This is a genomic window from Falsihalocynthiibacter sp. BN13B15 (assembly GCF_041205415.1).
Lineage (GTDB): Bacteria > Pseudomonadota > Alphaproteobacteria > Rhodobacterales > Rhodobacteraceae > Falsihalocynthiibacter > Falsihalocynthiibacter arcticus.
The window spans coordinates 246,235-264,307 of the sequence record NZ_JBGFCE010000005.1; the positions used below are offsets into that span (position 1 = coordinate 246,235).

Annotated in this window: 18 protein-coding genes; 6 read left to right on the forward strand and 12 right to left on the reverse strand. The window is 54.4% G+C overall.

Translation table 11 applies throughout. The features are described from left to right. Positions 1–7: 7 nt before the first annotated feature. From AB9F26_RS11020 to AB9F26_RS11030, 3 genes are read right to left on the reverse strand one after another with little or no spacing between them, the layout of a single operon-like run. Positions 8–1,378, reverse strand: coding sequence for a glutamate--cysteine ligase (locus AB9F26_RS11020; protein ID WP_369754851.1), 1,371 nt, complete (start codon positions 1,376–1,378; stop codon positions 8–10). A gap of 57 nt (positions 1,379–1,435) precedes the next feature. Then, on the reverse strand, positions 1,436–1,984 hold the full coding sequence (locus tag AB9F26_RS11025; protein ID WP_039001773.1) for a hypothetical protein: 549 nt from the start codon (positions 1,982–1,984) through the stop codon (positions 1,436–1,438). A 1-nt stretch (position 1,985) separates the two neighbouring features. Next, on the reverse strand, positions 1,986–2,705 hold the full coding sequence (locus tag AB9F26_RS11030) for a 16S rRNA (uracil(1498)-N(3))-methyltransferase (RefSeq protein WP_369768025.1): 720 nt from the start codon (positions 2,703–2,705) through the stop codon (positions 1,986–1,988). 11 nt (positions 2,706–2,716) lie between these two features. Here AB9F26_RS11030 and ubiA point away from each other — a divergent pair, with 11 nt between their 5' ends. From ubiA to AB9F26_RS11045, 3 genes are read left to right on the forward strand one after another with little or no spacing between them, the layout of a single operon-like run. Next, entirely contained in the window at positions 2,717–3,700 is a 984-nt protein-coding gene (ubiA, locus tag AB9F26_RS11035) for a 4-hydroxybenzoate octaprenyltransferase (protein WP_369768026.1), read from the forward strand. A 59-nt stretch (positions 3,701–3,759) separates the two neighbouring features. Then, positions 3,760–5,679 (forward strand): OmpA family protein, encoded by a 1,920-nt coding sequence (locus AB9F26_RS11040; RefSeq protein ID WP_369768027.1) that lies wholly within the window; start codon positions 3,760–3,762, stop codon positions 5,677–5,679. After that, complete coding sequence (locus AB9F26_RS11045) at positions 5,676–6,002, forward strand: hypothetical protein (protein ID WP_335583832.1); 327 nt, start codon at positions 5,676–5,678, stop codon at positions 6,000–6,002. Before AB9F26_RS11040 ends, AB9F26_RS11045 begins: the two co-directional genes overlap by 4 nt. On the opposite strand, the gene AB9F26_RS11050 is transcribed toward AB9F26_RS11045, so the two are convergent. The 7 genes from AB9F26_RS11050 to AB9F26_RS11080 form a co-directional block, all read right to left on the reverse strand. Continuing rightward, the gene (locus tag AB9F26_RS11050; protein ID WP_335583833.1) at positions 5,999–6,448 is read right to left on the reverse strand and encodes a molybdenum cofactor biosynthesis protein MoaE; all 450 of its coding nucleotides are present in this window, start codon (positions 6,446–6,448) and stop codon (positions 5,999–6,001) included. The two genes, AB9F26_RS11045 and AB9F26_RS11050, sit on opposite strands and share 4 nt — an antisense overlap. Before the next feature lie 3 nt (positions 6,449–6,451). Beyond that, on the reverse strand, positions 6,452–6,700 hold the full coding sequence (moaD, locus tag AB9F26_RS11055; RefSeq protein WP_039001767.1) for a molybdopterin converting factor subunit 1: 249 nt from the start codon (positions 6,698–6,700) through the stop codon (positions 6,452–6,454). Then, entirely contained in the window at positions 6,697–7,365 is a 669-nt protein-coding gene (gene pgsA / locus AB9F26_RS11060; protein ID WP_039001766.1) for a CDP-diacylglycerol--glycerol-3-phosphate 3-phosphatidyltransferase, read from the reverse strand. The genes moaD and pgsA overlap by 4 nt, the downstream gene beginning before the upstream one ends. A 9-nt stretch (positions 7,366–7,374) precedes the next feature. Then, a complete protein-coding gene (gene uvrC / locus AB9F26_RS11065) occupies positions 7,375–9,288 on the reverse strand; it encodes an excinuclease ABC subunit UvrC (RefSeq protein WP_369768028.1) in 1,914 nt (637 codons plus the stop codon). A 280-nt stretch (positions 9,289–9,568) separates the two neighbouring features. Continuing rightward, complete coding sequence (locus AB9F26_RS11070; protein WP_369768029.1) at positions 9,569–10,336, reverse strand: SDR family oxidoreductase; 768 nt, start codon at positions 10,334–10,336, stop codon at positions 9,569–9,571. A gap of 10 nt (positions 10,337–10,346) precedes the next feature. Then, complete coding sequence (locus AB9F26_RS11075; protein WP_039001764.1) at positions 10,347–11,303, reverse strand: calcium/sodium antiporter; 957 nt, start codon at positions 11,301–11,303, stop codon at positions 10,347–10,349. 170 nt (positions 11,304–11,473) lie between these two features. After that, positions 11,474–12,268 (reverse strand): S49 family peptidase, encoded by a 795-nt coding sequence (locus AB9F26_RS11080; RefSeq protein WP_369754858.1) that lies wholly within the window; start codon positions 12,266–12,268, stop codon positions 11,474–11,476. 201 nt (positions 12,269–12,469) lie between these two features. Here AB9F26_RS11080 and AB9F26_RS11085 point away from each other — a divergent pair, with 201 nt between their 5' ends. From AB9F26_RS11085 to egtD, 3 genes are all read left to right on the forward strand, one after another. After that, positions 12,470–13,471 carry a hypothetical protein gene (locus AB9F26_RS11085; protein WP_335583838.1) on the forward strand — a complete coding sequence of 334 codons (1,002 nt, stop codon included), beginning with the start codon at positions 12,470–12,472 and terminating at the stop codon, positions 13,469–13,471. Between the two features lie 146 nt (positions 13,472–13,617). Continuing rightward, entirely contained in the window at positions 13,618–14,877 is a 1,260-nt protein-coding gene (egtB, locus tag AB9F26_RS11090) for an ergothioneine biosynthesis protein EgtB (protein WP_369754860.1), read from the forward strand. Beyond that, positions 14,877–15,815 (forward strand): L-histidine N(alpha)-methyltransferase, encoded by a 939-nt coding sequence (gene egtD, locus AB9F26_RS11095; RefSeq protein WP_369754861.1) that lies wholly within the window; start codon positions 14,877–14,879, stop codon positions 15,813–15,815. The genes egtB and egtD overlap by 1 nt, the downstream gene beginning before the upstream one ends. Here egtD and AB9F26_RS11100 read toward each other — a convergent pair. Together AB9F26_RS11100 and leuB are read right to left on the reverse strand one after the other, a co-directional pair. Beyond that, on the reverse strand, positions 15,812–16,789 hold the full coding sequence (locus AB9F26_RS11100; protein WP_369754924.1) for a DMT family transporter: 978 nt from the start codon (positions 16,787–16,789) through the stop codon (positions 15,812–15,814). The genes egtD and AB9F26_RS11100 overlap by 4 nt on opposite strands. Before the next feature lie 159 nt (positions 16,790–16,948). Beyond that, positions 16,949–18,055 (reverse strand): 3-isopropylmalate dehydrogenase, encoded by a 1,107-nt coding sequence (gene leuB, locus AB9F26_RS11105; protein WP_369768030.1) that lies wholly within the window; start codon positions 18,053–18,055, stop codon positions 16,949–16,951. Positions 18,056–18,073: the final 18 nt, after the last annotated feature.

Genomic DNA, 18,073 nt, shown 5'->3' on the forward strand with positions numbered 1-18,073 from the left:
CCGCGGGCTAGTAGCTGTACTCATCGTAAATACGGGTCAAATCCCCCCCCCATTCGCCATGATACTTCTCTAGCAATTCATCGGCGGGGGTACGCCCTGTTTCGACGCTCTCTTTGAGGGTGTTCAGGAAGTGGGTTTCATCAGGAATCAATCCACCCGCACCGGGACGCGCACGCGCCTTAAGACCCGCATCGGCAATGGCCACACATTCGCGCGCGAGATCTAGCATTTTGATGCCATTAAATTCGCCTTGAAGTCCATCAACCGAAGCCGCAACGCGCAGCCCCTCGCGGGTTTCGGTATCCCAGTCTTTGGCCAAATCCCATGCCGCATCCAACGAGGATTGCTCGTAACACATGCCCACCCAAAACGCGGGCAACGCACAGAGACGACGCCACGGGCCGCCATCGGCACCACGCATTTCAAGGAATTGTTTGATCCGCGCTTCGGGGAAAATCGTTGTTAGGTGATCTGCCCAATCAGACAGGCTTGGCTTTTCACCCGGCAGTGCGGGAAGTTGGCCCTTGAGGAAGTCGCGGAAACTTTGGCCCAGCGCGTTGATGTATTTTCCGTCGCGATAGACAAAATACATCGGCACATCGAGCGCGTATTGCACCCAAGCTTCAAACCCCATGCCGTCCTCAAAGACAAACGGCAACGTGCCTGTGCGATCAGGGTCAAGATCGCGCCAAACGCGGCTGCGCCAAGATTTATGACCGTTGATTTTGTTCTCAAAAAACGGCGAATTCGCGAAAAGCGCGGTTGCAACGGGTTGGAGCGCGAGGGCCACCCGCAGCTTTTGAACCATATCCGCCTCAGAGCCGAAATCGATGTTCACTTGAACCGTACAGGTGCGGCGCATCATCGTCGTGCCCATCGTGCCCACTTTGTTCATATAAGCGTCCATCAGCTTATAACGCCCTTTGGGCATTAAGGGCATTTCCTCGTGCATCCAAATTGGTGCGGCCCCGAGGCCGATGAATTTGACTCCAATATGATCAGCTATTTCTTTGACTTCGCGCAGGTGGTCATTCACCTCGTCACAGGTTTCGTGAATGGTCTCAAGCGGGGCACCGGAAAGCTCCAACGCGCCTCCGGGTTCCAGCGAAACATTAGCGCCATTCTTGGTGAGGCCGATCAGTTTGCCGCCCTCTTCCATCGGAGCCCAGCCGAATTTATCGCGCAATCCGCCCAAAACGGCCAAGATCGAACGCTCGCCTTCATAGGGAAGTGGCTTGTAACTGTCTTGGCAAAACCCGAATTTCTCGTGTTCCGTACCAATGCGCCAATCAGATTTGGGCTTACAGCCGTCTTCCAAGAGTTGCGCCAATTGGTCATGGCTTTCGATGGGGCCTGCGCCGGTTTGTGGGATAGACATGAGACGGGCTCCAGTGGGTTATTGGGGTTTAAGTCGTGAGGTGAAAATTAGGGGATGTCAATGCAACATTCGCCGCGAGATATAGCCCTCATCCTGCCAGATTAGGAAACGGCTATTCTGGGTTGATTGGCTGGCGGCGATCACTTTTTCGTAGTCAGCCCCCGGAAAAGCGACAAGCGCATCAAAAAGGCCTTCGGCCCCAACCGCCCCCGAAGGAATACGTACGGGTTGACCGTCGCGTTGATAGAAGATCCAATGCATAGCCTGCGTATTTGGGCCTTTGTCGATGGTTTGAATCTCAATTTTGACGACTTGATCCATCGCGATGGTGCCGCCAATTCCGCTGGAGAAGAAGGTCACTTCTTGCTCCACCATTTCCACGACGCCGTCGGAGATAGGGGCCTTTGCGCGTAGGATACGAAACCGTGCACGGCGCAAACCCAAGAAGACAAACGCCGCCCCCGCTAATAGGAGCGGAATGGAAATGAACGTTATGAAGCCGCCCGCCAGAAATCCGATCACTCCGAGAACCACCGCGGCGATTCCCCAAGCAACTTCCTGATACTGCTTGAGTCTTTCGAGAACTTCAGGCCGAACAAAACTCATATCACCAGTCTCCGAGATGTGTTTGCCAAAGGGTGAGTGCCGCAACCGCGGCGGTATCTGCGCGCAAAATTCGTGGCCCAAGACTTACAGCATGCGTAAAGGGGAGCGCATGGAGGCGTTTGCGTTCGGCTTCGGAAAAACCACCCTCAGGGCCGATGAGGATCGCCCATTTGTCACCCGCAGCCTTGCCTAGAACTTCGCCAGCTCCCGCAAGGTTTTCATCGCAAAACATGATATTGCGGCCCTCAGGCCACGCGTCGAGCAGACGGTCAAGCCGCTGTAAATCGGCGACTTCGGGCACATATGTGCCGCCACATTGCTCGGCCGCCTCAACCGCATGGGCTTGAAGGCGGTCGCGGCGAATCCGTTCCGAATTGGTGAATTCTGTTTGAATGGGGCAAATGCGCATCGCGCCCATTTCGGCGGCTTTCTCGACGATAAAATCCGTGCGCGCCTTTTTGATCGGAGCAAAACAAAGCCACAGGTCGGGCGGCATTTGCAGAAGGCGGCTCTGCGTCTCGCATTCCAACACGCCCCCGCGTTTTCCTGCCTCAACAATGCGCGCCAAATACTCACCGTCGCGACCGTTAAACAGCGCAATATAAGCCCCAACAGGCTGCCGCATCACCCCAAAAAGGTAATGCGCCTGATCGCGATCCAGAGGAATTGATTGCCCAACCCCTAGGCCCTGTTCTACATAAAGTCTAATCTTTGCTTTCATGGACTTAACTTATGCCCGACACACCCGAACTTCCAGAGGCCAATGCCCCTAAATCTGCGGCGCCCGTTCAGGATGCGCCAGTTGGCAATTGGGTGGACCTCTTTGCACCAGAAGCCACTCGCCCCTATTTGCGGTTGTCACGGGCGGATCGGCCAATCGGTGCGTGGCTTTTGTATATTCCCTGCCTGTGGGGCGTGTGTTTGGCGATGCTGTCATCGGGCAGCGCATCATTTGCCGATCTTTGGATCGCGGTGGGCTGCGGGCTTGGCGCGTTTTTGATGCGCGGCGCGGGGTGTACATGGAACGATATCAGCGACCGCAACTTCGATGGCCTCGTTGAGCGCACCAAGTCCCGCCCCATCCCGTCAGGCCAAGTCAGCGTGCGCGGCGCTTTGATCTGGATGGTGGCACAGGTGGCAATTTCCGCCTTGATCCTGTTTAGTTTCCCGCTGCCTGCGATCATTCTTGGGATCGTGGCGCTTGTGCCCGTGGCTATTTATCCTTTTGCCAAGCGGTTCACATGGTGGCCGCAGGTTTTCCTCGGGATCGCTTTTAACTGGGGCGCATTGGTGGCCTATGTCGCGCATACTGGCGTGATCGACGGCGCGGTGATTGCGCTTTATCTTGCTGGGATCACGTGGACGCTGTTTTACGACACGATCTATGCGCATCAAGACAAGGAGGATGACGCCATGATTGGCATCAAATCCACAGCGCTTCTTTTTGGGGATCGCACCCGTATTGCGCTTCGCTATTTCTTAATGACAACCGTCGGTTTGATGGGGCTTGCCGTTATCCTTGCGACCGCGCCGCGCGAAAACCTACTCTTGCTTGTTGTCGCTTTGGGTGGGCCTTGGGCGTTGGGATGGCATCTCGCGTGGCAAATGCGCTTATTTGACGGGGATGACGTGTCAATGTGCCTGCGGCTTTTCCGTTCCAATCGCGAAGCGGGGTTGTTGCCTGTGCTGTTTTTCGCCGCATGCTTATTCCTGTGATTGAACCCATGGGACGAAGCGCCTAAACAAGGGCAACTCTCATCCAAGACAGGGTCTTCATGCGCTCACTTTCCACATTGGCAGGCGTCTTCGCCTTTCTCGCAGCGGCCGTTTTGGCCATCATGGCAGCCTATTTCGCCGTCGGAGCTATCGAAAAATACTCTGGGGCCGCCGTTGGCGAAGCTCTGAGTGAGCAGCAAATGAATTGGACAAATGTGGACGTTGACGGCCTGCAAGTCATATTGACGGGCACTGCCCCCACCGAAGCTGCACGTTTTAGAGCGCTGACAAGTGCGGGGAACGTTGTTGATCCGTCGCGCATTGCGGACTTTATTGACGTTGCCGAAGCCGAAAGCATTGCCGCGCCCGATTTCACAATTGAGATTCTTCAAAACACGGATGGCATCTCCCTCATCGGACTTATCCCCGAAGAGTTTGATCGCGAAGCCTTCCTTGAGGCCCTTCGCGACGCGACCAAGGGCACACCAATCGTCGACTTTCTTCAATCTGCCCCCTATCCGGCACCCGAAGGCTGGGATCAAGCACTCCTCTATAGCTACCGCGCCCTTGCGCAGCTTAAGCGTTCAAAAATATCCCTTTCGGCGAATAGTATCTCGATTACCGCCGTGAGTGAATCCCAAGGTGAGCGGGCGGAACTTGAAAAAGCGCTGCGCCGTGCCGCCCCCCAGACCGCCAAACTTTACCTGTCAATTTCTGCCCCGCGCCCCGTCTTGACTCCCTTCTCGCTTCGGTTCGTCCTCAAGGATGGCGTCGCTCGTTTTGACGCTTGCGCCGCAGACACAATCCCTACGCAGGCGCGTATCCTCGCGGCGGCTCAGGCGGCAGGCCTTAAAGGGGTTTCCAATTGCACGCTTGGCCTTGGCGTCCCCACCACACATTGGGGAGAGGCCGTTGAAACAGGTATCCGCGCGCTGGTAAAACTTGGTGGCGGCTCGCTTAGTTTCGCGGATGCGGATGTTACCGTAATCGCAGACGAAGGCACCGATGTGGAGCTTTTCAACACTACAATTGCCGAGCTAGAGGCCGACCTCCCGCTGCTATTCTCATTATCCGCTACATTGCCTGAATCCGAGGAGACCACCACGCGCCTTGAAGGCCCGATTGATTTTGTGGCCACCCTAAGCCCCGAGGGGCAGGTTCAGCTGCGCGGTCGTGTTCCGACTGAACGCGTTCGCAAAGCGGCGCAAAGCTATGCGCGGGCACGCTTTGGACGGGACGAGGTTTATGCCCCCCTTAGCCTTGATCCGGATCTACCAGCAGGCTGGCCAATGCGGGTTTTCTCAGGCCTCGCGGCCCTCGCAGAACTCAACAATGGCTCTGTTGTGGTCGGGGCAAACAGCCTGACCGTCAAAGGGGTCACGGGCAATCTGGACACGAATGCACAACTCGCGGCCATGCTGGCAACCCAACTCCCCGAAGGCACAGACGTCACCTTTGATGTGGTCTATAACGAGGCCTTAGATCCGGTCGCCGCCCTTCCCACGCCAAAAGAATGTGTGACCTCGATCAACGCCGTCATTCAAGCCAACAAAATCAATTTTGCACCGGGCGCGGATACCATCGCCCCTGAGTCTAGATCTTCGATTGATCAAATTGCCGCCCTCATGAAGGAATGCGAAGGCGTCCCCTTGGAAATCGCGGGTCACACAGACAGCCAAGGTAGCGACGGCATGAACTATGACCTCTCACAAGCCCGCGCAGAGGCCGTCGTTAACGCCCTGATGGCGCGGCGCGTGTTGACCGGAAATCTGAAAGCTCTAGGGTATGGCGAAACAACACCCATCGCTAGTAATGACACAGAAGAAGGCCGCGAAGACAATCGACGTATTGAATTTACATTGATACTTCCAGAAGATGACGCCACACAAGAAGAGGGTCCGGCATCCGCGCTAGACCCAGAAACCGACGCTCCCCAAGAAGGCGCGACAGAAGAAACCGAGCAAGAGGCCACTGAATGAACGGAATTGAGTTTATTGCCGCGACGGCAATTATCCTATTTGTGGCTTTTGCACTGGGATGGTTTGCCAATTGGTTGGTGCATCGGTTTAGTCGCGTGTCAAAAGCGGACATCGGCGAGCTTGAGAAAATGGCGCAGGCCTTGCATGAGGCCGAGGAATTGCGCGATCAGGCCATCACCTATTTGGAACAACGCGAATCCGAACTGAACAGCCATATTTCCCAGACAGAGGCGGAATTGAGCGCGGCGATGGATGGCCTTCGGACCGCTCGTCACGAAGCCGAAGAACTCCGCATCTATATTGAAAAAACCAACGGCGCTTAAGGCTTCCAGCGGTTGAGGGCATCTTCATCGTCCCTTTTGGACGCAACCCAAGTTGCACCGGATTTTGTGAATTCTTTTTTCCAAAACGGTGCGCGGGATTTCAAATAATCCATAAGGTACTCTGCGGCTTCAAAGGCAGCGACCCGATGGCGCGACGCCGTGGCGACCATCATGATGGTTTCCCCCGCTTTTAGGTCGCCAAAACGGTGCAGGATAAGAAGGTTGCTCAAGTCCCAACGCGTCCGCGCCTTTTGTGCGATCTCGCCCAGCGCGCGTTCGGTCATTCCCGGATAATGCTCGATTTCCATCCGATCCAAATCACCGTTCGGCGTATCCCGCACGATGCCTGTGAATGTCACGATGGCCCCTGCGGAACGCGATGCCGCGGTAAAGCGCGCAAGCTCAACGCCTGCGTCAAACTCAAGCTCCTGCACGCGGATATCCACGGCCTAGCCCCCAGTCATCGGCGGGAAGAAAGCCACTTCCCGTGCGCCAGCTAAGGGCGCGTCAAACTCGGTAAGTTCTTGGTCAATTGCGACTCTGAGCGACGCAAGGTCCTCAAAAGCTAGGGCATAACGTTCTTCGCGGCCACGCAATTCCTCAACCAAATCCATCACGGTTTTGGCCGAGGTTTCGATCTGCTCCTTGGGCAGACCAATCCGCTCGCGCACCCATGCGAAATACATCACATCAATCATTTTGGCTCATCCGCAAGATAGGGCCGCGATTTATTGAAATAATCCCACCCCGTAATCAGGGTCAGTACCGCAGCAATCCACAAAATCCAAAGGCCTGCATAATGCGTCGCGAGCGCGCCAAAGCGTAGCCACCAAAGGCCCATGTGATCGGCCGTATCACCAGCGAGGATGCTGGAAATAATCCCTTGATCCATACCAATCGTAAACGCCCAAAAATAATGCTCGAAAATACCCTGAGCAAGCAACACTGAGATTGCCACCATTTGCGCCGTGGTTTTCCATTTCGCCAGCTTGGTGACCTTGAGTTTGCCCGCGTCCGCGCCCAAAAACTCGCGCAGCCCACTGACAAAAACCTCGCGGAACATGATGATCGTCGCGGGGAACACTACAAAGGGATTCATATTCCAGACCCCGACAAGCACCATCAAGGCAATAACGACCATAGCCTTGTCCGCGATGGGATCAAGCATGGTGCCAAATTTGCTGATCTGCTTCCACTTACGGGCAAGATAGCCGTCGATATAATCGGTCAGGGCCGCGCCCACAAAAAGCGTCAAGGCAAACCAATCGGCAAACCCGCGCGGCAAGAAAATAAACCCGAGGGCGAGAAACGGCGCGGCCAAGAGGCGGACAACCGTGAGAATATTTGGTATGTTCCAAGTCATGTGACCTTGTTACCCTTTTTCGTGGAAAAAATCATAGAGGGTTTCGGCCATTGCGCCCGAAATTCCTTCTACTGCCTTTAAATCGGACAAACCAGCCCGTGACACGGCCTTTGCGCTGCCAAAATGCGCCAAAAGCGCACGTTTCCTCGCCGCGCCCACGCCTGGAACATCATCAAGAGGCGTCGCACTAAAGGCTTTGGAGCGTTTGGCGCGGTGGGTTCCAATTGCAAAACGGTGAACTTCGTCACGCATGCGCTGAATAAAATACAAAACGGGGTCGTTGTGGCGCAGCGCCATTGGCCGTTTGCCCGTGCGGTGGAATTCTTCTTTGCCGTGGTCGCGATCAACCCCCTTGGCCACGCCCACCATCGGAATATCCCCGACGCCATATTCGGTCATGATTTCGCGGACTGCACTAACCTGCCCCGCGCCGCCATCAATCAACAAAAGGTCGGGCCACGTTCCGCTCGTGCGCTCTGGGTCTTCCTTCAGCAAGCGTTTAAAGCGGCGCGAGAGCACCTCTTTCATCATGCCAAAGTCATCGCCCGGCGTGATCTCCGTGTCTTTGATATTAAATTTCCGGTACTGGCTTTTGATAAATCCTTCTGGCCCCGAAACGATCATTCCGCCCACGGCGTTGGTGCCCGAAATATGCGAGTTGTCGTAAACTTCGATGCGTTTGGGCGTTGCAGGTAAATCAAAGGCTTCGGCCACCCCCGCCAGCAATTTGCTCTGCGCCGCCGTCTCGGACATCTTGCGCGCGAGGCTTTCACGGGCGTTGCGACTGGCGTTCACTACAAGTTCGTATTTTTCGCCGCGTTGCGGGATAAGCACCTCGACCCGACGCTCGGCTCTTTGGCTCAAAGCTTCCGTCATCAAGTCTTTGTCTTCTATATCATGCGACAGGATCACCTGCTTGGGCGGCTGCTTGTTGTCGTAAAACTGGCCCAAAAACGCCTGCAGCGCCTCGGCGGGGGAAATATCCAATCCGACCCGTGGGTAGAAATCGCGGTTGCCCCAATTTTGGTTGGCCCGAATAAAAAACACCTGCACACAGGCCTGCCCGCCCTCCATATGGAGAGCGACAATATCCGCCTCCGCAACACCGCGCGGATTGATGCCTTGGTTCTGCTGCACTTGTGTTAGCGCCTTGATCCGGTCCCGCAACGCAGCCGCCCGTTCAAACTCAAGCGCTTCGCTCGCCGCCGCCATTTCTGCTGCCAGTGTGGTCTGAACATTGGTCGATTTGCCTTGCAAGAACCGCTCCGCATCACTGACCAATTGCGCATAATCCGACTTACTGACCAACCCCACACAGGGGGCCGAGCAGCGTTTAATTTGATATTGCAAGCAGGGTCGCGTTCGCCCTTCAAAGGTGGCATCCGTGCAATCACGCAGCAAGAAAACCTTCTGAAGTTGGTTGAGCGTCCGGTTTACGGAACTCGCGCTGGCAAAGGGTCCATAGTAGTTTCCTTTCGCCCCCTTTCGCCCGCGGTGCTTCTTAACCGGCGGAAAATCATGCTCTGCTGAGACAAAAATATTGGCAAAACTTTTATCGTCGCGCAACAACACGTTGTACTTAGGTTTGAGTTGTTTGATCAGGTTTTGCTCAAGCAACAACGCCTCGGTTTCGGTACGCGTCGTCAGGAACATCATCTCGGCGGTTTCCGAAATCATCCGCAAAATCCGCCCCGTGTGACCGTTAGGATTGGCGTAGTTGCTCACACGTTTGCGTAGGTTGCGCGCCTTGCCCACATAGAGCACCCGCGCCTCGCTATCGAGCATCCGATAGACCCCCGGAGAGCCATCCAGAGTATGCAGATACCCCTGCACGCGTGCATGCCCCACAAGAGGCTTAGCGACATCAGCAGCGTCACTAATTGCTGACACTGGGACAGCTTGGGGGGATGCTTCTTTTTTCATTGTGATTCCATTCTGCCCTGCAATCTATTCGCTATGTGAGCAAGAGAAAACATGTCCACGGTTTCTGTGGATAACTAGGTTGATAAGTTTCCGTGATCGCCATTTTTCCCTTTGTTTTGGGCATTATCTCCGCATTGCTTAATTTTTAGGCAAAATCTCAACACACTGATATCAAAAGAAACTTTTCTCAAAATCCAGCAAGCAACTGAAAACATTAAGGAATTTGTAACGTTTTTGTTAACTTTCCGCGACGGGTGCACAACTTGTCGCAGCCGCTTGGCTATTTGCTCTCTGGCTTTCCTTGAACATCTCTGGTTTGCCATGTCAGATGCTGTCCTCCATCCACGCAAAGGAGCTGACCTGTCACTGCTGGAGCGTCTAGGAAGTAGCCGAGCGCCGCTGTGATGTCCGCCGCATTCGCACCGCGCTCAAGCAAACTATTTCGCCTCTGTGCGTCGAAGTGCTCCTGTGTTTGACGTGCGCCCCTTAAGGTGGTTCCCGGCCCGATGGCATTCACCCGAATACGCGGCGCGAGCGCCTGAGCGGAGGTCTGGGTCAGGTTCCACAGTGCCTGTTTGGCCAACGAATACGTCATAAACTCCGGAGTCAGTTTGCGTACGCGTTGATCGACCATATTCACGATAATTGCCGGAAAATCGCCCTCCGGAACTTGCGCGGCAAAAGCCTGTGTCAGGATAAATGGAGCCCGCAAATTGGACGTCATATGGCGATCCCAACTGTCGCGAGTGGCGGTTTTGATAGTATCATATTCGAATATTGATGCGTTATTGACGAGGCAACTTAGTGGCCCGCCAAGGGCAAGTGCTGCGCGCTCAACCAGGCCTTCACAGTGATACAAATCCAAAAGGTCGGCTTGAAGTGAAACCGCTTGTTGGCCAAGAGCTTGGACCATGCCAACAGTGTCCTGCGCACCCTCTTCGGACCCCGCGAAATGCACCGCCACATCAAATCCTCGCCCCGCAAGATAAACGGCCATCGCCTGTCCAAGACGCGCGCCGGCACCCGTCACCAATGCACGTGGTTGCATAGATATCTCCCTAGTTGATCAGGACGACGCCCATATACACAAGGTAGGCGCTCGACAAAACGATGCCCCAGATTCGTGACAGGTTCCACCCCAACAAGACGAAAGGAAAGAGCACAAGGGACGCGGCCAACATGACCCATAAATCGAAAGTCAGAATTTCATGGGGAACAGGAATTGTTCCAATCAGCGAGCCAACCCCCATAATCGCAAGAATGTTAAACATATTGCTGCCAATCACGTTGCCTAAAGCGACGTCCGCCTGCCGACGCAGGGCCGCCATCACGGTCGTTGCAAGCTCCGGCAAGGAGGTTCCGATCGCGACGAGAGTTAGGCCAATGACCGTATCACTCACCCCAAATTGCTCTGCAATATTTACGGCGCCATCAATGAACAGATCCGCCCCGAGAGGCAGGCCGATCAACCCAATAACCAAGAAAAATGCGATGGATTTTCCCGTAATCTTAGGGTCCGCGCCCTCGACCTCTTCCAAATCCAAAGCGCAAGCATGGCTGTCCGACCGGTGGCGCATCGCATCGCGACCAGCGTCAATTAGGATTAAGACGAGCACACCGAGCATGATAAGCCCATGCGGCCAACTTAAGGGCCCAAAGAAGCACATGACTATGAAAAGGCCGGTTGCCCCCAGCATAAATATATAGCTTTTTCGGGTATTACATTCAGCAGTATGCATCGTGGTAATCAGGGCGGGAATTCCCAAAACGAGCAACACATTGGCGATATTTGAACCAATGATATTCCCCAAGGCCATGCCCGGAAATCCATTCCCGACGGCCTCAATAGTTATCAATAGTTCCGGTGCGGATGTTCCAAAGGCAACGATTGTTAGGCTGACAAGGAGGGGCGGAATCCCGAGGCGTAACGACAGGTTTACTGCTCCACGTACCAACAAATCGCCAGACAGCAAAAGGATGGTGAGCCCCAAACCCACCAAGAACCAATCGAGCATCGTTTATCCCTTATCCAATTGGCAACGACATGGCGACTTCCGAAGCCGAATACGTCCACAATTATTACATCTTGCCCGCGCAACCTGCTTATGACCGGGATATTTCAGGCGACCAAACATCGCCAAAACCAACATCCCAATCAAAAATAAGCTGACTATTTTAATCACAACTACAACCCAAACCGAGAAAACTCACTGCGTTCTTCGATTTGCCCGATCGTATCCCCAAGGATTTGCGCACCGAGGCGGCGCAGGAACGGTTTTTTCTGACCGTAGGGTATGAAGATAACTTTCTCGCCATATTGCTCGCGCATTTTGGGCATCATGTGCCCGATTCCGTCGATCAACCCCAGTTCAAGTGCCTGTTTCCCGATCCAATATTCGCCCGTAAACAAATCTTGATCCGCAAGCTTATCACCGCGCCGCGACGTGATCTGTTCTTTGAACACATCGTGCATTTGATCCAGCACCACCTTCAGGCGCTTCACGTCTGCAGGCTTTTCCGGAAGGAAAGGATCATTTGTCGATTTCGATTTTCCCGCCGTATAAACCCGCCGTTCAATCCCGTGTTTTTCGATCAGGCCCGACAGGCCAAAACTCGAAGAGATCACGCCAATGGACCCCACAATAGACGCCGCATCTGCCCAGATTTCATCGGCAGCGGATGCCAGCCAATAGCCACCAGAAGCCGCAACATCTTCGACAAACGCGTAAACTGGAATTTTCATCTCGGCCGCAAGGCTGCGAATACGCTGGCCGATCAACGCGCTCTGCACGGGCGATCCGCCCGGCGAGTTAATCAAAAGCGCAACCGCCACTGGTTTTCCACGCCGAAAAGCGCGCTCCAAAACAGGCGCGATAGACGCTTCGTTGAGCGCGCCGCGGCCGGACGCTGAAATCACACCTTGAAGGCGCACGACTGCGACCTTTGGCTCGGATTTGAGAAAGGGAATAAATCTTTTCATTAAATGGATGTAGGCGTCCCCCACGACCGGAACAAGGGGACCCGTGAAATCTGGGGTAACTGTTGCGCAGTTACCCCGCGACAATCCTAACACAGGTGCGCACTTTCCCAGCTTCTTTTGCTCCGTTCATTTATCCGAACACATTTTCACGATACAACAAAGAAATCCGTCGCGCGAAAAGCATTACCAAAAAGGCAAATCATGGCGAAATTACCGGAAATCGCGAGTCTTTGGATTGGCGGACAGCTCTCATGGCTTGAACAATTGTGTTTGGTGAGCTTTGCCCATGCAGGCCACAAAGTGACTCTCTATAGCTACAGCCCGATCCCGAATTGCCCCGCAGAAGTGGAGCAGCTCCCCGCCGATCCAATTTTTGCCGCCGAGCCGATGTTGCGGCACGCACGCACCGGAAGCCCCGCGATTCATGCGGATTTGTTTCGGCTGAACATGCTGCAACACACGGGGAAAATCTGGGTCGATGCCGATATGTATTGCTATCAGCCTTTCGATTTCCAAAACCCCCATGTTTTTGGGTGGGAAAAGCCCGGCCTGGTGTGCAATGCCGTTCTGGGTCTGCCAAAAGATAGCGAAGCTTTGGGGAATATGCTCGAGTTTTTCAAAGATGAGTACGCTATCGCTCCTTGGCTCAAACCATGGCAACAGCGCGAATTGGAAGCAGAGCGCGACGCGGGCAACCCTGTACATATGACAGCGCAAAATTGGGGGTTCACTGGCCCCGAAGCCGTGACGCATTTCCTGAAAGAGAGCGGTGAAATCAAATTTGCGCAGCCCGAAGCGGCCTTCTATCCAATTTCATTCCGTCACCGAAACCACATGATCAAAAAACGCTTCGACGTTGCGGGGCAATTGGGAAGTGACACCTATGGGGTGCATTTTTGGGCCCGTCGTATGAAGCCACGTCTAGAAGAAAAAGAGGGCGGCTCGCCAGACGCGGGAAGCTTTATGGCCGACGCCGTTATGCGCCATGGGATTGTTTGCGACGATGCGCCCATACCGCGCAAAATCGTAAAACAAGACCCCCGCGCCAAAGACGCCAAATTCCTAGCGGACCTCGCCTTGGAAGGGCTGGGCACGGACGCGTCGCCGGAGGCCATTGCACGCAAGCATAACGTGGAGCCAAAATTGGTCCGTGAAGCGATTGCGACTTTACAGTCAGGCGCCGCCAGCCTGTTTAAACGCTAAAACAGCACCAATTCTGGCGCCGAAGTGTATTGTGGATCAAATATGAACCACAGCGGCACATATCTTGACCTACCGATCAATTGGGCATCTCCTTATCTTAGAGGTAGGCCGTCAAATTTGCCCGCTCGATTATTTTAAGGTGTTCCATGACCGTTTCTATGCACCCACAATCCGCACCCGATTATGCCACACTCTTTACCGAAACACGGGCGCGCACCCATGCTATTGTGGCGCCACTGACCCCTGAGGATATGGCGCTTCAATCGATGGAAGATGCCAGCCCTGCGAAGTGGCATCTTGCTCATACCACATGGTTTTTTGAGGAATTCATTCTCAAACCACATGCGCCAAATTACCGCTCGCCCGACGATCGTTTCGCCTTCCTTTTTAACTCCTATTACGTGCAAGCAGGTCCGCGTCATGCGCGCGACAAACGGGGGCTGATTTCACGGCCCGGAGTTGAGGATGTTCTGGCCTATCGCGCCCACGTTGATTCGCAACTTCAAGCCCTTTTGCAATCCGGAACGGGCGACACAGAAACAATCCACTGCATCACAGAGCTTGGTTGTCACCACGAAATGCAGCATCAAGAACTGCTCGTGACCGACCTTTTGCACGCGTTTTCCTACAACCCCTTGATGCCCGTTTATCGCGCACCTGAACCGCTTGAAACAACGCAAGAGATTGCGCATCGGTTTACCTCCCATGCAGGCGGATTGGTTGAGATCGGCCACAACGGAAACGGCTTTGCCTATGATTGCGAAGGGCCGCGCCACAAAACCTATGTCGCCCCGTACCAGCTGGGAAACCGCGCCATCACCAACCGCGACTGGATCGCATTTATGCAAGACGGCGGCTATGACGACGCCACACTTTGGCTGATGGAAGGGTGGGCCGTTAAGCAACGCGAAGGTTGGGACAGCCCTCTTTATTGGTGGCTTCAGGACGGCGTATATTGGAGCTATTCCCTGCGCGGCGCGCAACCCGTTAACCTTGACGCGCCCGTCGTGCATGTGTCCTATTATGAGGCCGACGCCTTTGCCCGTTGGGCCGGTGCCCGCCTCGCAACCGAAGCCGAATGGGAGCTTGCGGCGCGAGACACGCCTCTAAAGGGCAACTTTCTAGACAGTAAAAACTTCCGCCCAACTGCGGCGACAGAATCCCTTTGGGGAAATGTGTGGGAATGGACCCAAAGCCCATTCACCCCCTACCCCGGCTTCAAACCACCCGAAGGCGCTCTTGGAGAGTACAACGGCAAGTTCATGATCAACCAAATGGTGCTGCGCGGCGGTTCCTGTGCCACCGCAATCGCCCAAATGCGCCCAAGTTACCGCACGTTTTTCTATCCGCACCAACGCTGGCAAATGCTAGGCTTGCGACTGGCCAAAGATCAAGGGAACGTATGATGGACTTGCCAACAATTCAAAATGCCGCGCTCCTTAAAAGCGCGCTTGAGGGGCTGAACAGCACGCCAAAAACCCTCGAAAGCAAATGGTTTTATGACAACGCTGGCAGTCATTTGTTTGAAGAAATCACCGAGTTGGAAGAGTATTATCCAACTCGCACAGAGCTGGCGATTTTGACCGATAATGCCGCGCTCTTGGAAACATATGTCCCCACAGCAAGCGTTCTTGTGGAACTTGGCAGCGGGGCAAGCCGCAAAACTAGGGTGTTGCTCGACAAGTTCACACAGCTTGCGGCCTATCTACCGACCGACATTTCGGGGCCATTTCTAACCCAAGTCGCACAGCAGATGCGCCATGACTATCCACGCCTGATCATCGACCCGATTGTGGCTGATTTCACCAGTCCAATCCCCCTTTCCGCAAAATATGCCGATACAGTCAAAACTGCGTTTTTCCCGGGTTCAACCCTCGGCAACCTGTCGCGAGACGACGCCATCTCCCTGCTGAGCCGAATCCGCAAATGGCACAATGTCACGGGCTTTATCTTGGGCGTCGATTTGGTAAAGGACACGCAGATTTTGCTTGATGCCTATAATGATGCGCAAGGAATCACTGCCGACTTTAACCTCAACCTCCTGCATCGCATGAACCGTGAAATCGGCGCGGTGTTTGACGTTGATAAGTTCGAACATGAGGCCAGATGGAACGACGAGGCATCGCGGATCGAAATGTATTTGGCAAGCACGTCGGAACAGATTGTGCCTATAGGCCCAGAGGAAATTAGATTTTCCAAAGGGGAAACCATTCACACCGAGAACAGCCGCAAATACACACGAGAAAGCCTCTCCGAAATGGCCGCGCTTTCTGGGTGGGGCGTGTCGGAGTTCCTAACAGACGCAGACGATCTTTTTGCTGTTGCGGTTTTGACGCCCGCCTAAGATTGGGCGTCCTCATCACGCGCTCGCGCATTATCTTCGCGGCGGATCACCGTTCCCACGCGAAGGCCACCAGGAGAACCAACGCGGCTACGGGTGCGCAAAACGGGTGTGTTTTGAGAGGTGTGCGCCGAGGATTCGCGCATGAGAATATAAAGACCACTAGCAATAATCACGCCTGCGCCAACCACTGTCGCTGTATCGAGCCGCTCGTTGAACAAGAAATATCCGTAAATACTGGCCCAAATAATCTGGGAATATTGCATCGGCGCCACGACCACAGCTTCACCGCTGCGGTACGCAAAGATTTGAAACATCATGGCGATATAAGCGAGTAAAGCAATCGCCCCCACAGCCGCAAAATCGAGCGGTGCCATAGGAACATAATAGAACGGCATCAAGCAGCCCATCACCAAGAAATTCCCCATCATGGGATAGAGCAAAAGCACAACGCTGCGTTCTTCTTGGCCGATTTTACGCACGATGATCGAGCTTAAGGACCCACCGATAGCGCCCATCAAGGCGGCGAGATGCCCAAGCCCAAGGTCGGCATCTCCGGGACGCAAAACGATCAAAACACCGATCAAACCCACGATAACCGCCATCCAGCGCCGCAAGCGAACACGCTCGCCCAAAATGGGAATCGCCAACACTGTAATCATCAGGGGCGTTGCGAAAAGGATTGCATAAACCTGTGTGAGCGGCAAATGCGCAAACGCATAAAACGCACTCGCACCCGTTACGACAGCTGAAAGAGTCCGCACAAGCATCCACCAAGGATGCACTGGGCGCAGCGTGCCATGCGTCGCATCACGCATCAGCATCACGGTCACAAACGGGAACCCTAAAAGCACGCTAAAAAACACGATTTGGAAGGCCGAATATGTACCTCCAAGCGACTTGACGATCACGTCATGCGTCGCAAAAACGCCGAAAGCAACAAGAGCAAATAACGCGCCCTTGGCGTTTGGGGATATTTTCAACATTGGGTATCTCAGCAATTTTGGGAGTATGACGTCGGCGAATACTTCTTAGCGCATACCTGAAGGGAAAAACGCCTTCGCCGCAAGGGCGCCGCCCCCTAGAAACGAAAAAAGGGGACACAAAGCCCCCAATTTCCAGAATTTTCGACCAGCTTAGAGGCTTGCGTCGAGAGCGGCGATGATTGCGTCGCCCATTTCGCCTGTGCTGATCGGGGTTCCACCTTCTGGACCCAAGAGGTCTGCGGTGCGTGCGCCATTGGCCAAGACGGTTGCAATAGCCGCCTCCAAACGCGCCGCTTCTTCGCCCGCCTCAAAGGAATACCGCAACGCCATTGCGAAGCTGAGGATACAAGCGATGGGGTTGGCTTTACCTTGGCCCGCAATGTCGGGTGCGGAGCCGTGAACGGGTTCATACATCGCTTTAGGGCGACCATTTTCCATCGGTGCCCCAAGGCTTGCCGAGGGCAACATACCCAAGGAGCCAGTCAGCATCGCGGCAGCATCCGAAAGGATATCGCCAAACAGGTTGTCCGTTACGATAACGTCAAATTGCTTAGGGGCGCGCACCAGTTGCATGGCGCCGTTGTCGGCATACATGTGGCTCAATTCAACATCGGGATATTCCGCGGCGTGGATCTCGGTGACGACATCGCGCCACAAAATGCCGCTCTCCATAACGTTGGCTTTTTCCATCGAACACAAACGGTTGCTCCGAAGGCGTGCTAATTCAAACGCACTGCGCGCAACGCGGGCGATTTCGCTTTCGGTGTAACGTTGCGTGTTGATGCCAACCCGCTCGTTGCCTTCTTTGAAAATGCCACGTGGCTCACCGAAATAAATACCTGAGGTCAATTCGCGCACGATCATAATGTCGAGGCCGGCAACTACTTCTTTCTTCAAGCTTGAGAAATCGGCCAGCGCATCAAAACACTGCGCAGGGCGCAAGTTCGAGAACAAATCCATTTCCTTGCGCAGACGCAAAAGGCCGCGCTCTGGCTTCACCGAGAAATCCAACACGTCGTATTTCGGGCCACCAACGGCGCCGAGCAACACGGCGTCAACCTCCATGGCGCACGCCATTGTGTCGTCGTGCAACGGTGTGCCGTGTTTGTCATAGGCCGCGCCGCCGACGAGGTCTTCGGACACATCAAACGCCATGTCACGCTTCTCGCCATACCAAGCGATGACTTTGCGGACTTCGTCCATGACTTCGGGGCCAATGCCGTCACCAGGAAGGATCAAAATGGATGGGTTACTCATGAGAATTCCTCGACTATT